Genomic DNA, 16,008 nt, shown 5'->3' on the forward strand with positions numbered 1-16,008 from the left:
GAGATGCCCATGTCCGCGCTAAGAAAATGCGGGCGCAGAATCTCACGCGCTTCTCGGCACAGCTCCGGGATGCTGGTCTTGCGCGGTCTCTTGTGCTTGTGCTCGAACAAATCCGAAATTTCGTCCTTGCTCTTGTGCACAACCGGGGCAACGATGTGCGAGGGCGGCTCGTGCGCAAGCTGCAGAATGTATTCACCGAGATCGGTTTCCACCACTTCAATGCCTGCTTTTTCCAGCACGTCGTCGAGCGCGCACTCTTCGCTTACCATGGATTTGGATTTGACCGCTTTGCGCACAGCGTGCCTTTCCGCTATATCGCAGAGTATGCGATTTACGTCCTGCGCAGTTTCTGCCCAGTGCACCACCGCGCCACGCGCGGTCGCCGCCTGTTCGAACTGCTCAAGGTAAAGGTCCAGGTCACGGATAACACGGTCCCTTATGGCGGCAGCGGCATCGCGGTACCCCTCGAAATTTTCCAACTGGCGAATGGCATCGGCACGGGCGTGGACAAACTTCCCCTGCGCCTTGGACAGTGACTGCTGCAGTTGCGCATCGTCCAGTTTTTCGCGCGCCCGCGCCTTGAAATACATAGACGTGATTTGCACTAATCCCCCCCGTCCCCCGCCAATACCTCGGCGACATGCAGCACCTGAGTTTTATAATCCCCAGTACGGCGCAATCGGCCCTCGATATTCAGCATGCAACCGAGATCCCCCAGCACCACGGCGTCCGCGCGGCTGCCTTGAATAGCCTTGCATTTGTTGTCCGCCATGCGTGTGGAAATATCGCCAAACTTGACCGAAAATGTTCCCCCGAAGCCGCAACAGGTTTCGCAGTCCGGCATTTCCGTCAGATGCACACCGGGCATTTTGGCGAGTAACAGGCGCGGCTGTTTCTTCACTCCCAACTCGCGCAAGCCCGAACAGGAATCGTGGTAGGTGATGGTGCCATGGAAGCTGTTCGGAATCGCTTCCAGCTTCACCACATTGACCAGGAAATCGGTAAGCTCGAACGTGCGGCGCGAGAGCTCGCTGACTTTTTCAAGCTGTTGTGGCTCATCCTTGAACAAGCGGGGATAGTGTTCGCGTATCATTCCGGCGCAGGAACCGGATGGCGCCACCACGTACTCGCAGTCCGCGAATTCACGCACCATTTTGAGGGCCAAAGCTTTGGCCGGACGGGGATCGCCTGAATTATAACCAGGCTGCCCACAGCAGGTTTGCGCATGCGGTACAACCACTTGACAACCTGCCGTCTCCAAGAGGCGTAGCGCCGCGAAACCGACGCGCGGGCGCATCAAATCCACTAGGCAAGTAACGAATAGGCCTGCACGCATCCCACGCACCGTTAATGACAAACCGATCGTCAATAATCATAGCATAAGGCGTGCGGTGGTCTCTCCATCTCCCGCGCAAAATCAACCGCCTGCGCAAAGATAGTGTACGGAGAACAAATGCTCCTCATCGGTCCATGCGCGCAGCGGATCGAATCCCGCCTGACGGGCTAGTTGCTGAAACTCGCGCAATGAGTATTTATAGGAATTCTCGGTATGAATTGTTTCCCCGGCACGGAAATCAAAGCATCTGCCCCCGATCATAACTTGCTGCGCGGTCAGGCTTTCCAGGTGCATTTCAATCCGGCCTTCCTCTGCATTGTAAAAAGCCCGGTGACAAAACTTTTCCAGTCTGAAATTGCCATTAAGCTCGCGATTGATACGCGCCAGCAAGTTTAAATTGAATTCGGCTGTGACCCCCTTGCCATCGTTGTAGGCGGCTACCAGTCGTGCCTGCGGTTTTTTCAAATCGACCCCAACCAGCATCGCGCCTTGCGCACTGACGACCTGTGCCGCATGTTTCAGCAAAATCACGGTTTCCGCCTTGGTGAAATTGCCTATGGTGGAACCTGAAAAATATATCGCCTTGCGCTTGAGTTCGGGCGCACTGCTGTCAGGTAGTTGCACAGCCTCGGAAAAATCAGCGCACACCGCGATAATTTGCATCCCTGGAAATTCCCGCGCCAGCATGCGCGAGGAAGCGCGCAGTTCCTCGCAAGCGACGTCGATCGGCAAATAGGCTGGCGGACGCAGGTGCTCAAGCAATATGCGCGTTTTGCGGCTCGCGCCGCTGCCGTACTCGATCAATTGACAACCGCTGCCCAGAAGCTGCGCCATTTGCGCAGCAAACAGATGCATCATTGCGGTTTCAGTGCGCGTCAGGTAGTACTCGGGAAGCTCGCAAATGGCGGCAAACAGCTCGCAACCGCGGCGATCGTAAAAATACTTGGCAGGTATTTGTTTCTGCGGCTTGCTCAGTCCAGCCAGAACATCAGCGAGGAAATTTTGTCGCGCGGAAGGAAAATCATAAAACCGGACCGGCGGATGTCCGTCTGAACTCATTACCCCTGTTAGCTTGAGTGCGGCTTATAGGCAAGGCTGGTTTCGATCCACCTTTTGATGCGGTTGGCGTCCGCGATGCGTGTGTATTTGCCCCATGAATCAAGTAACACGATGATGACCGCCTGCTCTGCGATTTTTGCCTGCATCACCAGACAGCGTCCGGAATCGCGGATGTAGCCGGTTTTTGACAGCCCGATGTCCCACCTTTTGCTTCTAACCAGCAGGTTGGAATTGTGGAACGGCAGGTTGCGCCGCTTGCGCAGTTCCACTGCATATGAGGGCGTAGTGGTAAATTCGCGTATTAACTCGTAATCGTAACTGGCCTTCACCATCTTAACCAAATCCTGCGCGGTGGCAACGTTGCCGCTATTGAGGCCGGTGGGATCAACGAACCGGCTGTCCATCATGTCTAAAGCTTCCGCCTTGCGGTTCATGGCCGCAATAAAAGCCGGAACTCCCCCGGGATACGTGCGCGCCAATGCAGCCGCAGCACGATTTTCGGAAGCCATCAAGGCGAGTTGCAGTAACTCACGGCGGGTCAAATTCAGGCCGACCTTGAGCTTGGAACGGGTGCCACGCAAGGTATCCACATCTTCTTTTGATATGGTGATTTCCTCATCCAGCGGTAATTGCGCATCGAGCACGACCATGGCCGTCATTAGTTTGGTAATCGATGCTATCGGCATGGGCACGTCGGTATTCTTGGCATAAAGCGGGCGCTCCTGCTGTTGCTCGACTACCAGCGCCGCCGCGGAACGCATGCCGCGCAGTTTCGAGGGGTCGAGAGGCGGCAATTCCGGCTCTGCTTCGGTAGCAGCCTTCGTAGGTTCTTGGGGCTGGGGGGATTCCTGGGGGGCTTCCTGCGCGGCTCCGGCCGGACCCGTCACTGCGTCTGATTCGACGGGCGCTTGAACATCAACCTGCGCCGCTTGCGGCGTAACTTCGTCGTCGGCGGTGACTGCTCCCGCTGTCAAAAAAAATACGCCGAGAATTAGGAATTTTCTTGTCATTCGTGTTTTTACTTAATTTGATGAAACGCAACAGCTTTTCGCAGTGCCTCCCTAAAAGCCAGACGCCATGATCGCAGCTAAACTAAAAAAAATCAAGGTATAAGTTCACATTTTTGACCCATGATTTCAAGGCTAAATCCGACCCCTTTGAATTTAACGGTTAAGGGTACGGAGGGGCCAAGGCGGGGCGTGGGTGACTTCAGGACTCGAGAAGTCGTGCTTCACGCGCGTATTTTTTCTACTTGGGGCACACTTTGTGGTTTCTTGTCACGCTCGGCTTCTTCCTGCTGCTGCAACGCCCACATGCGGGCATATGCGCCCTGCTGGCCTAGGAGCTCGCGATGCGTGCCGCGCTCGATGATGCGACCATGGTCCATCACCAAAATTTGGTCGGCGTCGACTACTGTGGATAGTCGATGGGCAATAGTAAGCGTGGTGCGGTTGGCGGCAATGCGCCTGAGTTCTGCCTGAATCGCTTTTTCCGATTTCGAATCGAGCGCCGAAGTCGCCTCGTCGAAAATCAGTATGCGCGGATTTTTCAGAATTGCTCGTGCAATCGCTACACGCTGCTTCTCGCCGCCTGATAATTTCAAACCGCGCTCGCCCACCATGGTATCGTAGCCGTCCGGCAGGGTCATGATAAAGTCGTGGATGTGGGCCGATTTCGCCGCCTCGATGACATCTTCGCGAGACGCTCGCGGCCGCCCGTAGTTGATATTGTAAAAAATAGTGTCGTTAAACAGTACGGTGTCTTGGGGAACGATGCCGATCATAGCGCGTAAAGATTTTTGCGCCACGTCGCGGATGTCTTGAGCGTCCACGGTAATGCGCCCGCTCCAGACATCGTAGAAGCGGAACAGTAACCGCGCGAGCGTAGACTTGCCAGATCCGCTCTCACCCACAACCGCGACCGTTCTTCCCGAAGCAATCTCAAAACTCACGTCGAACAGGATCTGGCGCTTCGTTTCATAACCGAAATTCACTCTATCGAAGCACACGGCTGCCTTGCTTACCATGAGATCGCGCGCGCCGGGGCAGTCCTGGATTTCCAGATTTTCATCCAGCAGGGTAAACATCCTTTCCATATCGGCCAGCGAATGACGGATCTCCCGGTATACGAAACCCAGGAAGTTGAGCGGCAGATAAAGCTGCAGCATAAACGCGTTAACCAGCACCAAATCGCCCAGCGTCATGCTGCCCTTGACCACACCGCGCGCCGCGAGAACCATTAACAGCGTCATGCCCACCGCGATAATTGCCGATTGACCGGCATTCAACCCGGCGAGCGAAGTTTGGTTGCGCACCGCCGCTTTTTCCCACACCTGCAAGCCCTCGTCGTAGCGCCGTGCTTCCCACTGCTCATTGCCAAAATATTTCACTGTTTCATAATTGAGCAAACTGTCTACGGCGCGCGTGTTGGCCTTGGAGTCGGAGTCGTTCATGGTGCGGCGATACACCATGCGCCACTCGGTCACCAACAAAGTGAAGGCGACGTAAATGGCCAGTGTGACGAAGGTTACCACCGCAAACCACACGTCATACTTAGCCAGCAGAATGGCGGCTACCATCGCGATTTCCACAAATGTAGGCAAAATGTTGAACAGCATGAACTGCAGCAGGAAAGAAATGCCACGGGTTCCGCGCTCAATGTCGCGCGATACTCCGCCGGTTTGCCGATCCAGATGGAAACGCAGGGAAAGCGAATGCAAATGGCTGAAAACTTTGAGCGCCACGCGGCGGATCGCGCGTTGCGTCACCTTCGCGAACACCGCATCACGCAGCTCGCCAAATAGCGTAGCTGAAAAACGCAGCAAGCCGTAAGCCGCGAGCAAGGCCAGCGGCACCGCAACGAGTACCTGCTTCGCGCTTAACGAATCTACAATGCTCTTGAGCGCGAGTGGCACTGCAACGTTGGCGAGCTTGGCAAAGATCAGCAAGCTGAGCGCCAATGCCACCCGGCCCTTGAACTCCCATAAATAAGGAAGCAGAGTTCCGACGGTTTTCCAGTCGTTCTGGCGTTTCGGCGGTTTGCCGAAATGAGTCATTCGCATGGCATCAAAGCGTATCACCCCGCAGCTTGCTTGGCGAGCAGGATAGATTGGTTCCGGATCGCCTCGGGCTGAAAATCAATACACGAAATAACCCAAAGCAATAAAAACTTTCGGCTCACACGACGAACGGGGTGTCAGGGCCTTGAAGCGGCAATAGCAGCGGAATCAATCAGGGTTTTTCTAACGGGGTCGCTTGAATTCATGCTCGCGCCCGTAGCCGAACACACCGGTGAAGAAACGCGCCGCGCCATAGCTGATCCATATCAGAACGCGTTGCGGGAGCGGCAGGTTCTTCCAGCGTTCGCGCATGACTTGGTGCGCACCTTGTGCGATCGCCTGCATAAGGCTCTGCCTGAGCTGATGCGCGAAGCCGTTGTCTTCCACCACTACGTTTGCTTCCAGCCCCAACAACATGCTGAAGGGGTCGATATTGGAGGAACCGACCGTAGCCCAATAGCCATCCATCACCGCCACCTTGGCGTGCATAAAGCTCTTGTGGTATTCGTAAATTTGCACGCCGGCGTCCAAAAAATATCCATACAGCGCGCGCGACGCGTAGTGCAGCAGTAGGTATTCCACCCGGCCTTGCAGCAGGAGTATGACGCGCACGCCGCGCGCTGCAGCGTTGATCAGTGCGCGGCGAAAATTGCGGCCGGGAAGAAAATAGGCGTTGGCGATGATGATCTCCTGTTTCGCTGCGGCAATCGCACCGAGATAGGCCTGCTCGATGTCGCGGCGGTGGCGCACGTTGTCACGGGTGACCAGCGCCGCGCGCTGCTCCCCGTAGGGCGAAAGCGTCGCCGACAAACCCCGAGTGTGACGCCATTCGCGCCGCAGGTGCGTCCAGGTGACTCGCGCCCACAGGTCTCTCGCGGCAACATGTACCACCCGCACCAGCGGCCCCTCGATTTTTACCGCGTAATCGAAGCGCGGCGGAACCTGCTTGGGGGTATGCATGTCGTCGATAATATTGATGCCACCGACGAACGCGATCCTGCTGTCGATTTCCGCAAGTTTGCGGTGCATGCGCCGCAGCCGCTGGCGCCTGATTTTAAAGCTCAAGACCTCGGGCCGGAACAGCAGCACCTGGACACCCGCCTGTGTCATGTCGGCGATCAATTCCGAGGGCAGAGATTTTGAGCCGAAACCGTCCAGCAGCAGATGTACCGAGACGCCGCGCCCTGCCGCGCGTTTCAGAGCTTGTGCGATGCGCCTTCCGGTATCATCGTTTTCAAAGATATACGCTGCCAGAAAAATCTCCAGCGACGCTTTGTCAATTGCGGCCTCCAGCTCAGGGAAATATTCGACTCCGTTGTGCAGCAGCGTGAGCCTGTTGCCGGCAATGAAACGCATCATCGCACCAAAAAGTTGAGCTTGGAGAGTTGTCGCAGAGTGCCTGTGGAAGCGTTCTAGACTCGCATCATGGTTGCAGAGAGCGCGGCGTGATCGGAGATTTTCGACCAGGGCCGGCCGCGATGCACGTGCACGCGCTCGACGCGGAATCCGCGTATGTATATGCGGTCCAGCCGGAACACCGGCATCGCAGCGGGGAAACTGCGCGCGGGCCTGCCGCGGACGAGCTCGAATACCTCGTGCAAGTACAACGAATCGGCCAAAATTCGGCCGGCCCGGCTGCGCCAGTCGTTGAAATCGCCGGCGATAATGAGCGGTGCGCGGGCCGGAACCAGTTTCTCGATGTGGTCCCGCAATTGGAGCAACTGCTTTTCACGCCAGCGCGAAAAAAGGCCCAAATGCACGTTGATGCAATGCAGGTGCTCAGTCCATCCCGGCACGTTCATCTCACAATGCAGCATGCCGCGGCTTTCAAGTGCATGCGCGGAAACATCAAGATTGTCCCAGCGCACAATCGGGAAGCGGCTCAGAATGGCATTGCCGTGGTGGCCTTCGTCGTACACCGAATTCTTGCCGTAGCTAAAATCGCTCCATACCGTGTCGGCGAGAAATTCGTATTGGGGTATTTGCGGCCAGTTTGTGTAGTGCGCGGCATGGTGACCGTGGTAGCCCTGCACTTCTTGCAGAAACACCACGTCTGCGCGCATCGCGTGCAGACGCTCGCGCAGTTCGTGCACCATCATGCGCCGGTTGAAATGCGAAAAACCCTTGTGAATGTTGTAGGTCGCGACGTGCAACGTTTTGCTCATGATTGTGCGTGTATTTAATTTAAGTTGAACGCGGCGCCTCTGCCACAGACCGCTCCGCGGAACGGGTGGCACATTTCATTCAACGAAGATACAACTTGAGGTGCAAGGCGTCTAGGAAACTTGAAGCATGCGATCCAGCGCGAGCCGCGCCAGTTCGGAGTCCCGTTGCGGCACGCGGATTTGATTTACCACCTTCCCGGCAACCAAGTTTTCCAGCGCCCAAGCGAGGTGCTGCGGGTCGATGCGCGCCATGGTCGAACACATGCACACCGTGGGCGCCATGAATTTCACGATTTTGCCCTCGGGCTTCACTTCTTCGGCAAGGCGATTTACCAGGTTGAGCTCTGTGCCCACGAGCCACTGTGTGTTGGATTTGGCTGCTTTTACGGTTTTTAGAATGGTTTCGGTTGAGCCCACGTAATCCGAAAGCTTGCACACCTCGAATTTGCATTCAGGGTGTGAAATCACCAGGCCATCGGGGTATTGATTGCGGAATTTCAGCACCTGCTGCGGCTGGAACATCTGGTGCACCGAGCAATGGCCTTTCCACAGGAGGAGCTTGGCATTTCCAATTTGTTCGGGAGTCAGCCCCCCCATCGGTTCGTCGGGATCCCATACCGGCATGTCCGCAAGCGGTATTCCGAGGTTGTACCCGCTCCAGCGTCCCAGATGTTGATCGGGAAAGAACAACGCCTTGTCGCGCTGTTTGAACGACCATTGCAGAATTTTTCCTGCGTTACTTGAGGTGCAGACAATACCGCCATGCTCGCCGCAGAATGCTTTCAAATCGGCTGCGGAATTGATATAGGTAACCGGCGTGACCGACCGCTCGGGATCGAGCACCTGCGAAAGCTCACGCCAGGCGCGCTCCACCTTCGCAAGGTTCGCCATGTCCGCCATCGAGCAGCCCGCATTCAAGTCAGGCAAAATCACCGCGCGCTTGCCAAAGGTGAGAATGTCAGCGACTTCGGCCATGAAATGCACGCCACAAAACACAATGTATTCGGCGGAAGTTTCCGACGCAAGACGCGAGAGCTTCAGCGAATCACCGGTCAAATCTGCATGCTTATAGACATCGGCGCGTTGATAATGATGGCCGAGAATAATCGCGCGGCGGCCAAGAGCAGCCCGGGCGGCGAGGATACGTTCCTCGCAGTTCTCGTCCTTCATTACGCCGAAGCGGTCAAAAGCTATCGCGCCTGTTTGCATGAAAAATACCCAATAAAATTGTGCGCCCCCGCGCCGCCAATCACCAATACATTATAAGACAAAATATCCAGCCTAATGTCACGGTTCAGTGCAGGATAAATCTCGGAAGAGCCAAAATTGCGTCTCGATTGCTCCAGGAAAAACACTTTTGTGCCGCTTCAGTGTACGGCAACCAGGCAAAACCCAGATGTTCACGCGGCGCAACCTGCACATGGAACGGCTCCGGCACCAGTAAACCAAACACATGTTCGGTATTTTTCGTCACCCCTGGTGCATAGCGATGCCGCCATTCAGGAAAAATTTTAAACTGGTTCTGCATGTTCCAATCGGTAAGCGTAAATTTGCGCGCGTCAAGCTTGGTTTCCTCCCTCACTTCGCGGATCGCGGTCTGTTCCGGCGTTTCGCCTTGGTTCAGGCTTCCGGTCACCGATTGCCAATAATGCGGGTGATCGGCCCGCTCTAATAGCAGTACCTGCAGATCCGGGGTGTGGATGATGACCAGAACCGAGATCGGTATTTTGTAAGGCATAAACCATTCTTTTAAGTTTTGACCGCCATCCAATCACCGGAAATTGGCGAGGCCTATGTTAACAGCGCCCGTCACGTGAAGTACCGAGCGCAAATGGCATCGATTTACCAAGCGGGATTGCATGAAGTTGGCTACAGGATAATCCGAAATTCGCTCAGCGGCTGGATTTTTTCAGCCCGCACCCGGTTTGACATCACGCAGCCGGATATGCAGCTCTCGCAGCTGCTTTTCATCCACTGGGCTGGGCGCTTGCGTTAGCAGACACTGCGCGCGCTGGGTTTTGGGAAAAGCAATTACGTCGCGAATGGATTCCGCACCGGCCAGCAGAGTCACGATCCGGTCGAGGCCAAACGCAATTCCGCCGTGCGGCGGTGCGCCGTATTGCAGCGCGTCGAGCAGAAAACCGAATTTCTGGCGTGCCTCTTTTTCGCCGATGTTGAGCGCGCGAAAAACTTTTGTTTGTACCTCCTCGCTGTGAATACGCACCGAGCCGCCGCCGATTTCCCAGCCGTTCAGCACCATGTCGTAGGCTTTGGCTTGTGCCTTGGACGGATCGCTGTCCAGGAAAGCCGCATGGCCATCCTTCGGGGAGGTAAACGGATGGTGCAGCGCGTCCCAGCGTTTTTCTTCCTCGTTCCACTCGAACATTGGAAAATCGGTGACCCACAGCGCTTTCCAACCGGACTCGGCCAAACCTTTATCGTGCCCGATCTTTTCACGCAGCGCGCTTAAAGAGTCGTTGACGATTTTCGCTTTGTCCGCGCCAAAGAAAATAAGATCTCCGTTTCGGGCTGATGTGCGCTCCAAAATAGCGGTAATCACGTCTTCAGGGAGGAACTTGAGGATGGGCGATTGCAACCCTTGCGCGCCTTTCGCATTATCGTTCACTTTGATGTAGGCAAGCCCTTTTGCCCCGTAGATTGTGACAAAAGCAGTGTAATCGTCGATTTCTTTGCGCGTGAGCGCAACGCCATCGGGCACGCGCAGGGCTGCAACGCGCCCGTCGGAAAGCTCCGCGGCAGAACGGAAAACCTTGAATTCAACGGTTTTCATCAAATCCGTTAGCTCGGTGAGCTCGAGCGTTACGCGCAAGTCCGGTTTGTCCGACCCGTAGCGCCGCATCGCGTCCTGGTATGTGAGGCGCGGAAAAGGCTGGGGCAAATTAACTTGCATAACCTCTTTGAAGAGGTTGCGGACCAGTTCTTCCATGAGCCCGGTGATTTCATCTTCAGTCAAAAACGAGGTCTCGATATCTATTTGCGTGAATTCCGGCTGGCGGTCCGCGCGCAGATCTTCGTCGCGAAAACATTTGGTGATTTGATAATACCGATCAAAGCCGGCGATCATAAGCAGCTGTTTGAACAACTGCGGCGACTGCGGCAGGGCGAAGAACTGTCCGGGGTGGAGGCGCGAGGGCACCAGATAATCGCGCGCGCCTTCCGGCGTGGACTTGGTAAGCGTCGGCGTTTCGATGTCTAAAAAGCCGTGCGCATCGAGAAATTTTCGCGCCGCCATCGCGACCTTGTAGCGCAGCCTGAGATTCGACTGCATTCGCGGGCGCCGCAAGTCGATCACCCGGTAAGTAAGCCGGGTCGTCTCAGAGAGGTTTTCATCGTCCAGCTGGAAAGGTGGCGTGAGCGAGGAATTGAGGATTTCGATTTCGTGGGCGAGTACTTCTATTTCGCCACTGATCAAATCCGGGTTCACCGTGCCTTCCGGACGCTTACGCACCTTACCGGAAACCTTTAACACGAACTCGTTGCGGATCTTTTCAGCAATCTTGAACATGTTCGGGCGGTCGGGATCGCATACGACCTGCACCAAGCCTTCACGGTCGCGCAAATCAATGAAAATCACTCCCCCATGGTCGCGGCGCCGGTGCACCCAGCCGTACAGGGTCACACTCTGCTGCAGATGCTTTTGCGTGACGAGACCGCAATACTCAGTGCGCATCATGATTTGTGCTCGGAACTTCCGACATCGAAATCGGCCAAGAGCTGCGCCTTTTAGCCGGCTTTTCTATGAGCAAGCGGCGCGGCGACTCCCATGGAGATGATGTACTTCAGCGCGTCATCTACGCTCATGTCGAGCTCGATGACCTCGGCTTTCGGCATCATTAGAAAGAAACCTGATGTTGGGTTGGGCGTAGTCGGCACGTAAACACTCACGTACTCGCCTTTGAGATGGTTTACGACATCACCACCCGGATGTCCGGTCTGAAAAGCGATTGTCCACGATCCGGCGCGCGGATATTGCACCAGCAGCGCCTTGCGAAACGCTTGGCCCTGGCCGGAAATCAGCGTGTCGCTCACCTGTTTGACACTGCTGTAAATTGTTTTTACCACCGGAATGCGCGCAAGCAACCATTCCCAAAATTGCAGCAGGCGCTGGCCAAGTATATTCGCGGTGAATAATCCGGTAACAAACACCACAAACAGAGTAACGATCGCACCCAGGCCGGGAATGTGGTAGCCGAACAGCACTTCGGGACGCCACGCGGGCGGAAGCAGGCGCAGGCTTTGATCCATGGCGCTGAACAAAACATCCAGCACCCAGAGCGTAACGACCAGCGGCACCCAAATCAGAAGCCCGGTAATGAAATAGCGTTTCATCAATTATTCGCAGGACGGGCAGGCGCTTTTTGCGCGGCTGGCAGCCGGTTTTTTCTCTTCGCCAGATTTGGATTCTTCCTTCTTCGGCTTGCGTTCTTCCTTTTTAGGCTTGTCGCTTTTCTTGAAATCGGTGGCATACCAGCCGGTGCCTTTGAGTTGGAATCCGGCGGCGGAAACCAGTTTTTGCATACTGGGCTTCCCGCATTCGGGACAAACGGTAAGCGGGGCGTCGCTGATTTTCTGCAGCACTTCCTTCTGAAAGCCGCAGGCTGCACAGCGGTATTCGTAAATGGGCATAAATGTCCCCCGGTTAAAAAGACTGCATATTATAACGTAAGGGATTGTGACTACGCTGTTAAATAAATGGGGACGGAATGCAGCGAACTCAAGGGCTTATTCGCCGATGTGCAGCAACAGCCCGCGCTTTCTCGCGGCGTGAAAAGCGGCGAGGAAAACCAATACTCCCACAACAAGATAAATACAATTCAGCACCAGCGCGTTGATGAGCTGATCAACGCGGAACTGATGCTCAAGCACCACCGCTCGCATGCCTTCGAACACATGGCTGGACGGGAGCGCCAATGCCAGCGGCCGCAGCCAGCCGGGTAGCACGCTAATCGGGTAATACACCCCGCTCACCGGGGCGGCTGCGAAGATCAGCGCCCATGCCAGGTTTTCTGCGCCCAGCCCCCAGCGCAGCACCAGAGCCGAGACCATTAGGCCGATTGCCCAACCCATCATCATCAAATTGGCGAAGAACGCGATCAGCGGCAGCCCCATGCTGAAAATCGAATAATGGTAAAACGGGATTGCCAGGAGCGCTGCGCCGCCCACGCCAATTAAAGTGCGCAACAGACTGATGATCAGTTTCGAGGACACCAGCTCATAAGGCCGCAATGGGCTAACAAACAAATGCCCCAGGTTGCGCGAATACATTTCTTCAAAAAAAGTAAGCGAGACACCCAATTGACTTCTAAACAGGATGTCCCAAAGCAGAACCGAGGCGATTAAGAGCCCGGGGGCCTGCGCCAACCACGACCCGCGGGTGGCGAGGAACTTTGCGATGAATCCCCACAGGATCATTTGCATGGAGGGATAATAGGCGAGCTCCAGAATACGCGGCCAAGACTTTCGCATTAGGTAAACGTGACGCAGCGCCATTGCCGCGATGCGCCTCAGAGACGAAGCCACCGCACTCATGGCACGCTCCTCGCGGCCGGTATGAATGTGCGATGCCGCGCTACATCCAGGAATACTTCTTCCAGGTTTTTGCGACCGTAACGTGCCAGCAGAACTTGTGGCGTGCCATGGTCAATGATTTTCCCATCGCGCATCATGATCACGTCATCACACATGCGTTCGACTTCCAGCATGTTGTGCGAAGCGAGCAACAGCGTGGCGCGGCTACACTTCTGGTAATTCATCAGCAGCGCACGCATGCGGTCGCCCATGTCGGGATCGAGCGAAGCGGTGGGCTCGTCGAGCAGGAGTACTTCCGGCTTATTGAGCAGCGACTTGGCAAGCGCAGCCCGCGTCCTTTGACCCGCGGACAGCGTGCCGTATGGACGGCGCATAAGGGTGCCGATCTGCATTTCTTCCGCAAGCTCCGCAAGACGCAGCCTGACGTTTGTTAACCCGTACAAGCGCGCGTATACGGTAAGATTTTCCGCGACAGTGAGCCGTTTGGGCAGATCCACATAGGGGGAAGTAAAATTCATGCGCGGCAGCACGCGGTAACGGTGCTGCAAAATGTCCTCCCCTAAAACGGTCACGCGGCCTGAACTGGGGAGAAGTAAACCGAGCAATATTGCAAGAGTGGTGGTTTTTCCCGCGCCATTGCCGCCCAGGAGCGCGCATATGGCGCCCCGGCGCACGCTGAAGCTTACTTCATCCACGGCTAGCACCTTGCCGAATCGCTTGCTTAAGGACTCTACAGATATCGCGAATTCGCCCAGTTTTGCTTGGCTAATGCCGTTTTCCCCTAGCATGGCGCCTGCCCGCTGTACCCAATCAACCCGCGCTCCATCAAAAATCGAGAATAAAGCGGACCCGGTCATCCGCTTAAACTTGAACATTTCTTAATGTCAAAGGGGGCCGCCAAATGTAACGGAGCGGCCAAAAAACATTGTAACTTAACCGATATCGAACAATTGCCGTGAGCGTGGCTGGCGGGCTCGCGGCAAGCGTCTCCGCGCCGAACACTTGCAGCCACGCGAGCGCCAAAGCTAATTAACGCTAACACCGCCATTTAAAGTGCTGAGACGCGGTCCCGAGGCAACTAACCCGTAGATGTCTTGTCTCACCGCTTCTGTTATCCTTTTATCATGTCATCTGCCGCTAAAACTCGTAAACCCGATTATTTAGGTTTTGGCCTAGGGTTGAGAATTCCACATTACGAAGAGATACTTGCGACCCGTCCCAACGTGGATTGGTTCGAGGTCTTGTCCGAGAACTATTTGGTCCCGGGCGGTAAGCCTCTGTATTATCTCGACCGCATCCGCGCGCATTATCCGGTGGTGATGCACGGGGTATCACTCTCAATTGGCAGCACAGATCCCCTCAATGCGAAATATCTGAAACAACTTAGAGTCCTGGCTGAACGAATCCAACCCAAATGGATCTCCGATCACTTATGCTGGACTGGAGTCGGCGGATTAAATTTGCATGATTTGATGCCACTTCCGTATACCGAAGAAGCGGTGAAGCATGTGGCCTCGAGAGTAAAGCACGTGCAGGATTTCCTGGAACGCAAAATCCTCCTGGAAAACGTCTCAAGCTATGTCGCTTATAAACAATCGCAGTTGACCGAGTGGGAGTTCCTGGCCCGGATCGCAGAGCAAGCCGACTGCTTAATCCTACTCGACATCAACAATATTTTCGTCAGCAGCTTTAATCATGGATTCGACCCGCTGGACTATCTCAAGGGCATTCCCATCGACAGAGTGCAGCAGTTTCACTTGGCCGGGCATCAGAACTGCGGCAATTACATCATCGACACCCACGATCACCCGATAATCGATCCGGTATGGGCTCTCTACGAGCAAGCATTAATTCGCTTTGGCGCTGTTTCCACAATGATAGAGCGGGACGACAACATCCCTTCTCTTAATGAGCTGGTCGCCGAACTCGACAATGCCCGGAGCATTGCGGGGCCGATTTTGGCACGGGCTAAAGCGGCATGAAGGCGCTGTCGAACCTGCAGAAGGAATTCCAGAACTACGTGTTCAGGCGCGACCGCAGCATGGAGCGCGAAGTCGTGGGCACCCGGCGCGCCAGTGCCAGAACCCGGCTTGGCATTTATTCCAGTGCCTACCGTCTGCGGCTCATGGAAGCACTTGACACCGATTATCCCGCTTTGCGCAAGCTCGCTGGCAATGATGAGTTCGAGAGGCTGGCATATGCCTACATAGAACGTCACCCCTCGCCTTATTTCAACATGCGCTGGTATGGCGATGAGCTGTCGGAATTCTTGAAAACTACTGCGCCTTACAACCAACGCCCGGAGTTGAGCGAAATGGCCGCATTCGAATGGATTATGGCGCTAGCGTTTGACGCTGCCGATGATGCGGCGCTAAGCGTGGAGGATATGGCGAAGATTCCCCCCGATCGCTGGCCCGCGATGGTATTTACGCCCCGCACCTCATTGCAGCGTATGAACCTTGAATGGAACGTCCCGGCGCTCTGGAAGGCGGCGAATAAGAATGAGCAGCCTGAGGCGCCACGGAAAAACGATGTTGCGTTGGGATGGGTTCTTTGGCGCCGCGAACTTAACATCTACTTCCGCTCGATGAGCGTCGAGGAAGCGTGGGCGTTGGATGCGATAAGAAGTGGCAATAGTTTTGCGAAGATCTGCGGCGGCCTTTGCGAATGGTTCGACGAAACGCAGGTTGCGCAGCATGCCGCGGGTATGCTCAAAAACTGGATAGCAGAAGGGATGATTAGCAAAGTTTCCTTCACCGGCTAGGTATGAGTGAAGCGAGTGGCACTGTTTTCACTCGTTCCTGCGGTCGATGCAAAATGTCACGAGAAAAGCGAAATAC

The 16,008-nt window shown here is 55.3% G+C and carries 16 protein-coding genes; 2 read left to right on the top strand and 14 right to left on the bottom strand.

Annotated elements, in window-relative coordinates:
* The 14 genes from VLV32_04575 to VLV32_04640 form a co-directional block, all read right to left on the bottom strand.
* A partial coding sequence (locus VLV32_04575; GenBank protein ID HUL41163.1) for an LUD domain-containing protein occupies positions 1–605 on the bottom strand: 605 nt, incomplete at its 3' end.
* Entirely contained in the window at positions 605–1,336 is a 732-nt protein-coding gene (locus VLV32_04580; GenBank protein ID HUL41164.1) for a (Fe-S)-binding protein, read from the bottom strand. The genes VLV32_04575 and VLV32_04580, both read right to left, overlap by 1 nt.
* Before the next feature lie 81 nt (positions 1,337–1,417).
* On the bottom strand, positions 1,418–2,395 hold the full coding sequence (gene egtD, locus VLV32_04585; protein HUL41165.1) for an L-histidine N(alpha)-methyltransferase: 978 nt from the start codon (positions 2,393–2,395) through the stop codon (positions 1,418–1,420).
* 8 nt (positions 2,396–2,403) lie between these two features.
* Positions 2,404–3,405: a D-alanyl-D-alanine endopeptidase gene (gene pbpG / locus VLV32_04590; protein ID HUL41166.1), complete on the bottom strand. Its 1,002-nt coding sequence runs from the start codon at positions 3,403–3,405 to the stop codon at positions 2,404–2,406.
* A 221-nt stretch (positions 3,406–3,626) separates the two neighbouring features.
* Positions 3,627–5,456 carry an ABC transporter ATP-binding protein/permease gene (locus tag VLV32_04595; GenBank protein ID HUL41167.1) on the bottom strand — a complete coding sequence of 610 codons (1,830 nt, stop codon included), beginning with the start codon at positions 5,454–5,456 and terminating at the stop codon, positions 3,627–3,629.
* Positions 5,457–5,636: 180 nt separating this feature from the next.
* Positions 5,637–6,812, bottom strand: coding sequence for a cardiolipin synthase ClsB (gene clsB / locus VLV32_04600; protein HUL41168.1), 1,176 nt, complete (start codon positions 6,810–6,812; stop codon positions 5,637–5,639).
* A 53-nt stretch (positions 6,813–6,865) separates the two neighbouring features.
* Positions 6,866–7,618 (bottom strand): endonuclease/exonuclease/phosphatase family protein, encoded by a 753-nt coding sequence (locus VLV32_04605; protein ID HUL41169.1) that lies wholly within the window; start codon positions 7,616–7,618, stop codon positions 6,866–6,868.
* A gap of 111 nt (positions 7,619–7,729) precedes the next feature.
* Positions 7,730–8,827 carry a quinolinate synthase NadA gene (gene nadA / locus VLV32_04610; GenBank protein HUL41170.1) on the bottom strand — a complete coding sequence of 366 codons (1,098 nt, stop codon included), beginning with the start codon at positions 8,825–8,827 and terminating at the stop codon, positions 7,730–7,732.
* Between the two features lie 85 nt (positions 8,828–8,912).
* Positions 8,913–9,356: a dihydroneopterin triphosphate diphosphatase gene (gene nudB, locus VLV32_04615; GenBank protein HUL41171.1), complete on the bottom strand. Its 444-nt coding sequence runs from the start codon at positions 9,354–9,356 to the stop codon at positions 8,913–8,915.
* 171 nt (positions 9,357–9,527) lie between these two features.
* A complete protein-coding gene (gene aspS / locus VLV32_04620) occupies positions 9,528–11,309 on the bottom strand; it encodes an aspartate--tRNA ligase (GenBank protein ID HUL41172.1) in 1,782 nt (593 codons plus the stop codon).
* A gap of 53 nt (positions 11,310–11,362) precedes the next feature.
* Positions 11,363–11,968, bottom strand: coding sequence for a DUF502 domain-containing protein (locus tag VLV32_04625; GenBank protein ID HUL41173.1), 606 nt, complete (start codon positions 11,966–11,968; stop codon positions 11,363–11,365).
* Positions 11,969–11,971: 3 nt separating this feature from the next.
* Positions 11,972–12,265, bottom strand: a complete 294-nt coding sequence (locus tag VLV32_04630) for a zinc ribbon domain-containing protein (protein ID HUL41174.1) — start codon at positions 12,263–12,265, stop codon at positions 11,972–11,974.
* Positions 12,266–12,361: 96 nt separating this feature from the next.
* Positions 12,362–13,168 carry an ABC transporter permease gene (locus tag VLV32_04635; protein ID HUL41175.1) on the bottom strand — a complete coding sequence of 269 codons (807 nt, stop codon included), beginning with the start codon at positions 13,166–13,168 and terminating at the stop codon, positions 12,362–12,364.
* The gene (locus VLV32_04640; protein HUL41176.1) at positions 13,165–14,025 is read right to left on the bottom strand and encodes an ABC transporter ATP-binding protein; all 861 of its coding nucleotides are present in this window, start codon (positions 14,023–14,025) and stop codon (positions 13,165–13,167) included. Before VLV32_04640 ends, VLV32_04635 begins: the two co-directional genes overlap by 4 nt.
* A 267-nt stretch (positions 14,026–14,292) precedes the next feature.
* On the opposite strand from VLV32_04640, the gene VLV32_04645 reads away from it, so the two are divergent.
* Positions 14,293–15,150, top strand: a complete 858-nt coding sequence (locus VLV32_04645; protein ID HUL41177.1) for a DUF692 domain-containing protein — start codon at positions 14,293–14,295, stop codon at positions 15,148–15,150.
* Positions 15,147–15,932, top strand: a complete 786-nt coding sequence (locus VLV32_04650) for a DNA-binding domain-containing protein (protein ID HUL41178.1) — start codon at positions 15,147–15,149, stop codon at positions 15,930–15,932. The genes VLV32_04645 and VLV32_04650 overlap by 4 nt, the downstream gene beginning before the upstream one ends.
* The last annotated feature ends 76 nt before the right edge of the window (positions 15,933–16,008 follow it).

This window comes from Burkholderiales bacterium, assembly GCA_035518095.1.
Taxonomy (GTDB): domain Bacteria; phylum Pseudomonadota; class Gammaproteobacteria; order Burkholderiales; family JAHFRG01; genus JAHFRG01.

Bases quoted from the DNA above. Each gene is read 5' to 3' on its own strand.
- VLV32_04625 (HUL41173.1), bottom strand. From the start codon at position 11,968: ATGAAACGCTATTTCATTACCGGGCTTCTGATTTGGGTGCCGCTGGTC.
- VLV32_04595 (HUL41167.1), bottom strand. From the start codon at position 5,456: ATGCGAATGACTCATTTCGGCAAACCGCCGAAACGCCAGAACGACTGG.
- egtD (HUL41165.1), bottom strand. From the start codon at position 2,395: ATGAGTTCAGACGGACATCCGCCGGTCCGGTTTTATGATTTTCCTTCC.
- VLV32_04640 (HUL41176.1), bottom strand. From the start codon at position 14,025: ATGACCGGGTCCGCTTTATTCTCGATTTTTGATGGAGCGCGGGTTGAT.
- VLV32_04650 (HUL41178.1), top strand. From the start codon at position 15,147: ATGAAGGCGCTGTCGAACCTGCAGAAGGAATTCCAGAACTACGTGTTC.
- VLV32_04645 (HUL41177.1), top strand. From the start codon at position 14,293: ATGTCATCTGCCGCTAAAACTCGTAAACCCGATTATTTAGGTTTTGGC.
- nadA (HUL41170.1), bottom strand. From the start codon at position 8,827: ATGCAAACAGGCGCGATAGCTTTTGACCGCTTCGGCGTAATGAAGGAC.
- nudB (HUL41171.1), bottom strand. From the start codon at position 9,356: ATGCCTTACAAAATACCGATCTCGGTTCTGGTCATCATCCACACCCCG.
- pbpG (HUL41166.1), bottom strand. From the start codon at position 3,405: ATGACAAGAAAATTCCTAATTCTCGGCGTATTTTTTTTGACAGCGGGA.
- aspS (HUL41172.1), bottom strand. From the start codon at position 11,309: ATGCGCACTGAGTATTGCGGTCTCGTCACGCAAAAGCATCTGCAGCAG.
- VLV32_04635 (HUL41175.1), bottom strand. From the start codon at position 13,168: ATGAGTGCGGTGGCTTCGTCTCTGAGGCGCATCGCGGCAATGGCGCTG.
- VLV32_04580 (HUL41164.1), bottom strand. From the start codon at position 1,336: ATGCGTGCAGGCCTATTCGTTACTTGCCTAGTGGATTTGATGCGCCCG.
- VLV32_04630 (HUL41174.1), bottom strand. From the start codon at position 12,265: ATGCCCATTTACGAATACCGCTGTGCAGCCTGCGGCTTTCAGAAGGAA.
- clsB (HUL41168.1), bottom strand. From the start codon at position 6,812: ATGATGCGTTTCATTGCCGGCAACAGGCTCACGCTGCTGCACAACGGA.
- VLV32_04605 (HUL41169.1), bottom strand. From the start codon at position 7,618: ATGAGCAAAACGTTGCACGTCGCGACCTACAACATTCACAAGGGTTTT.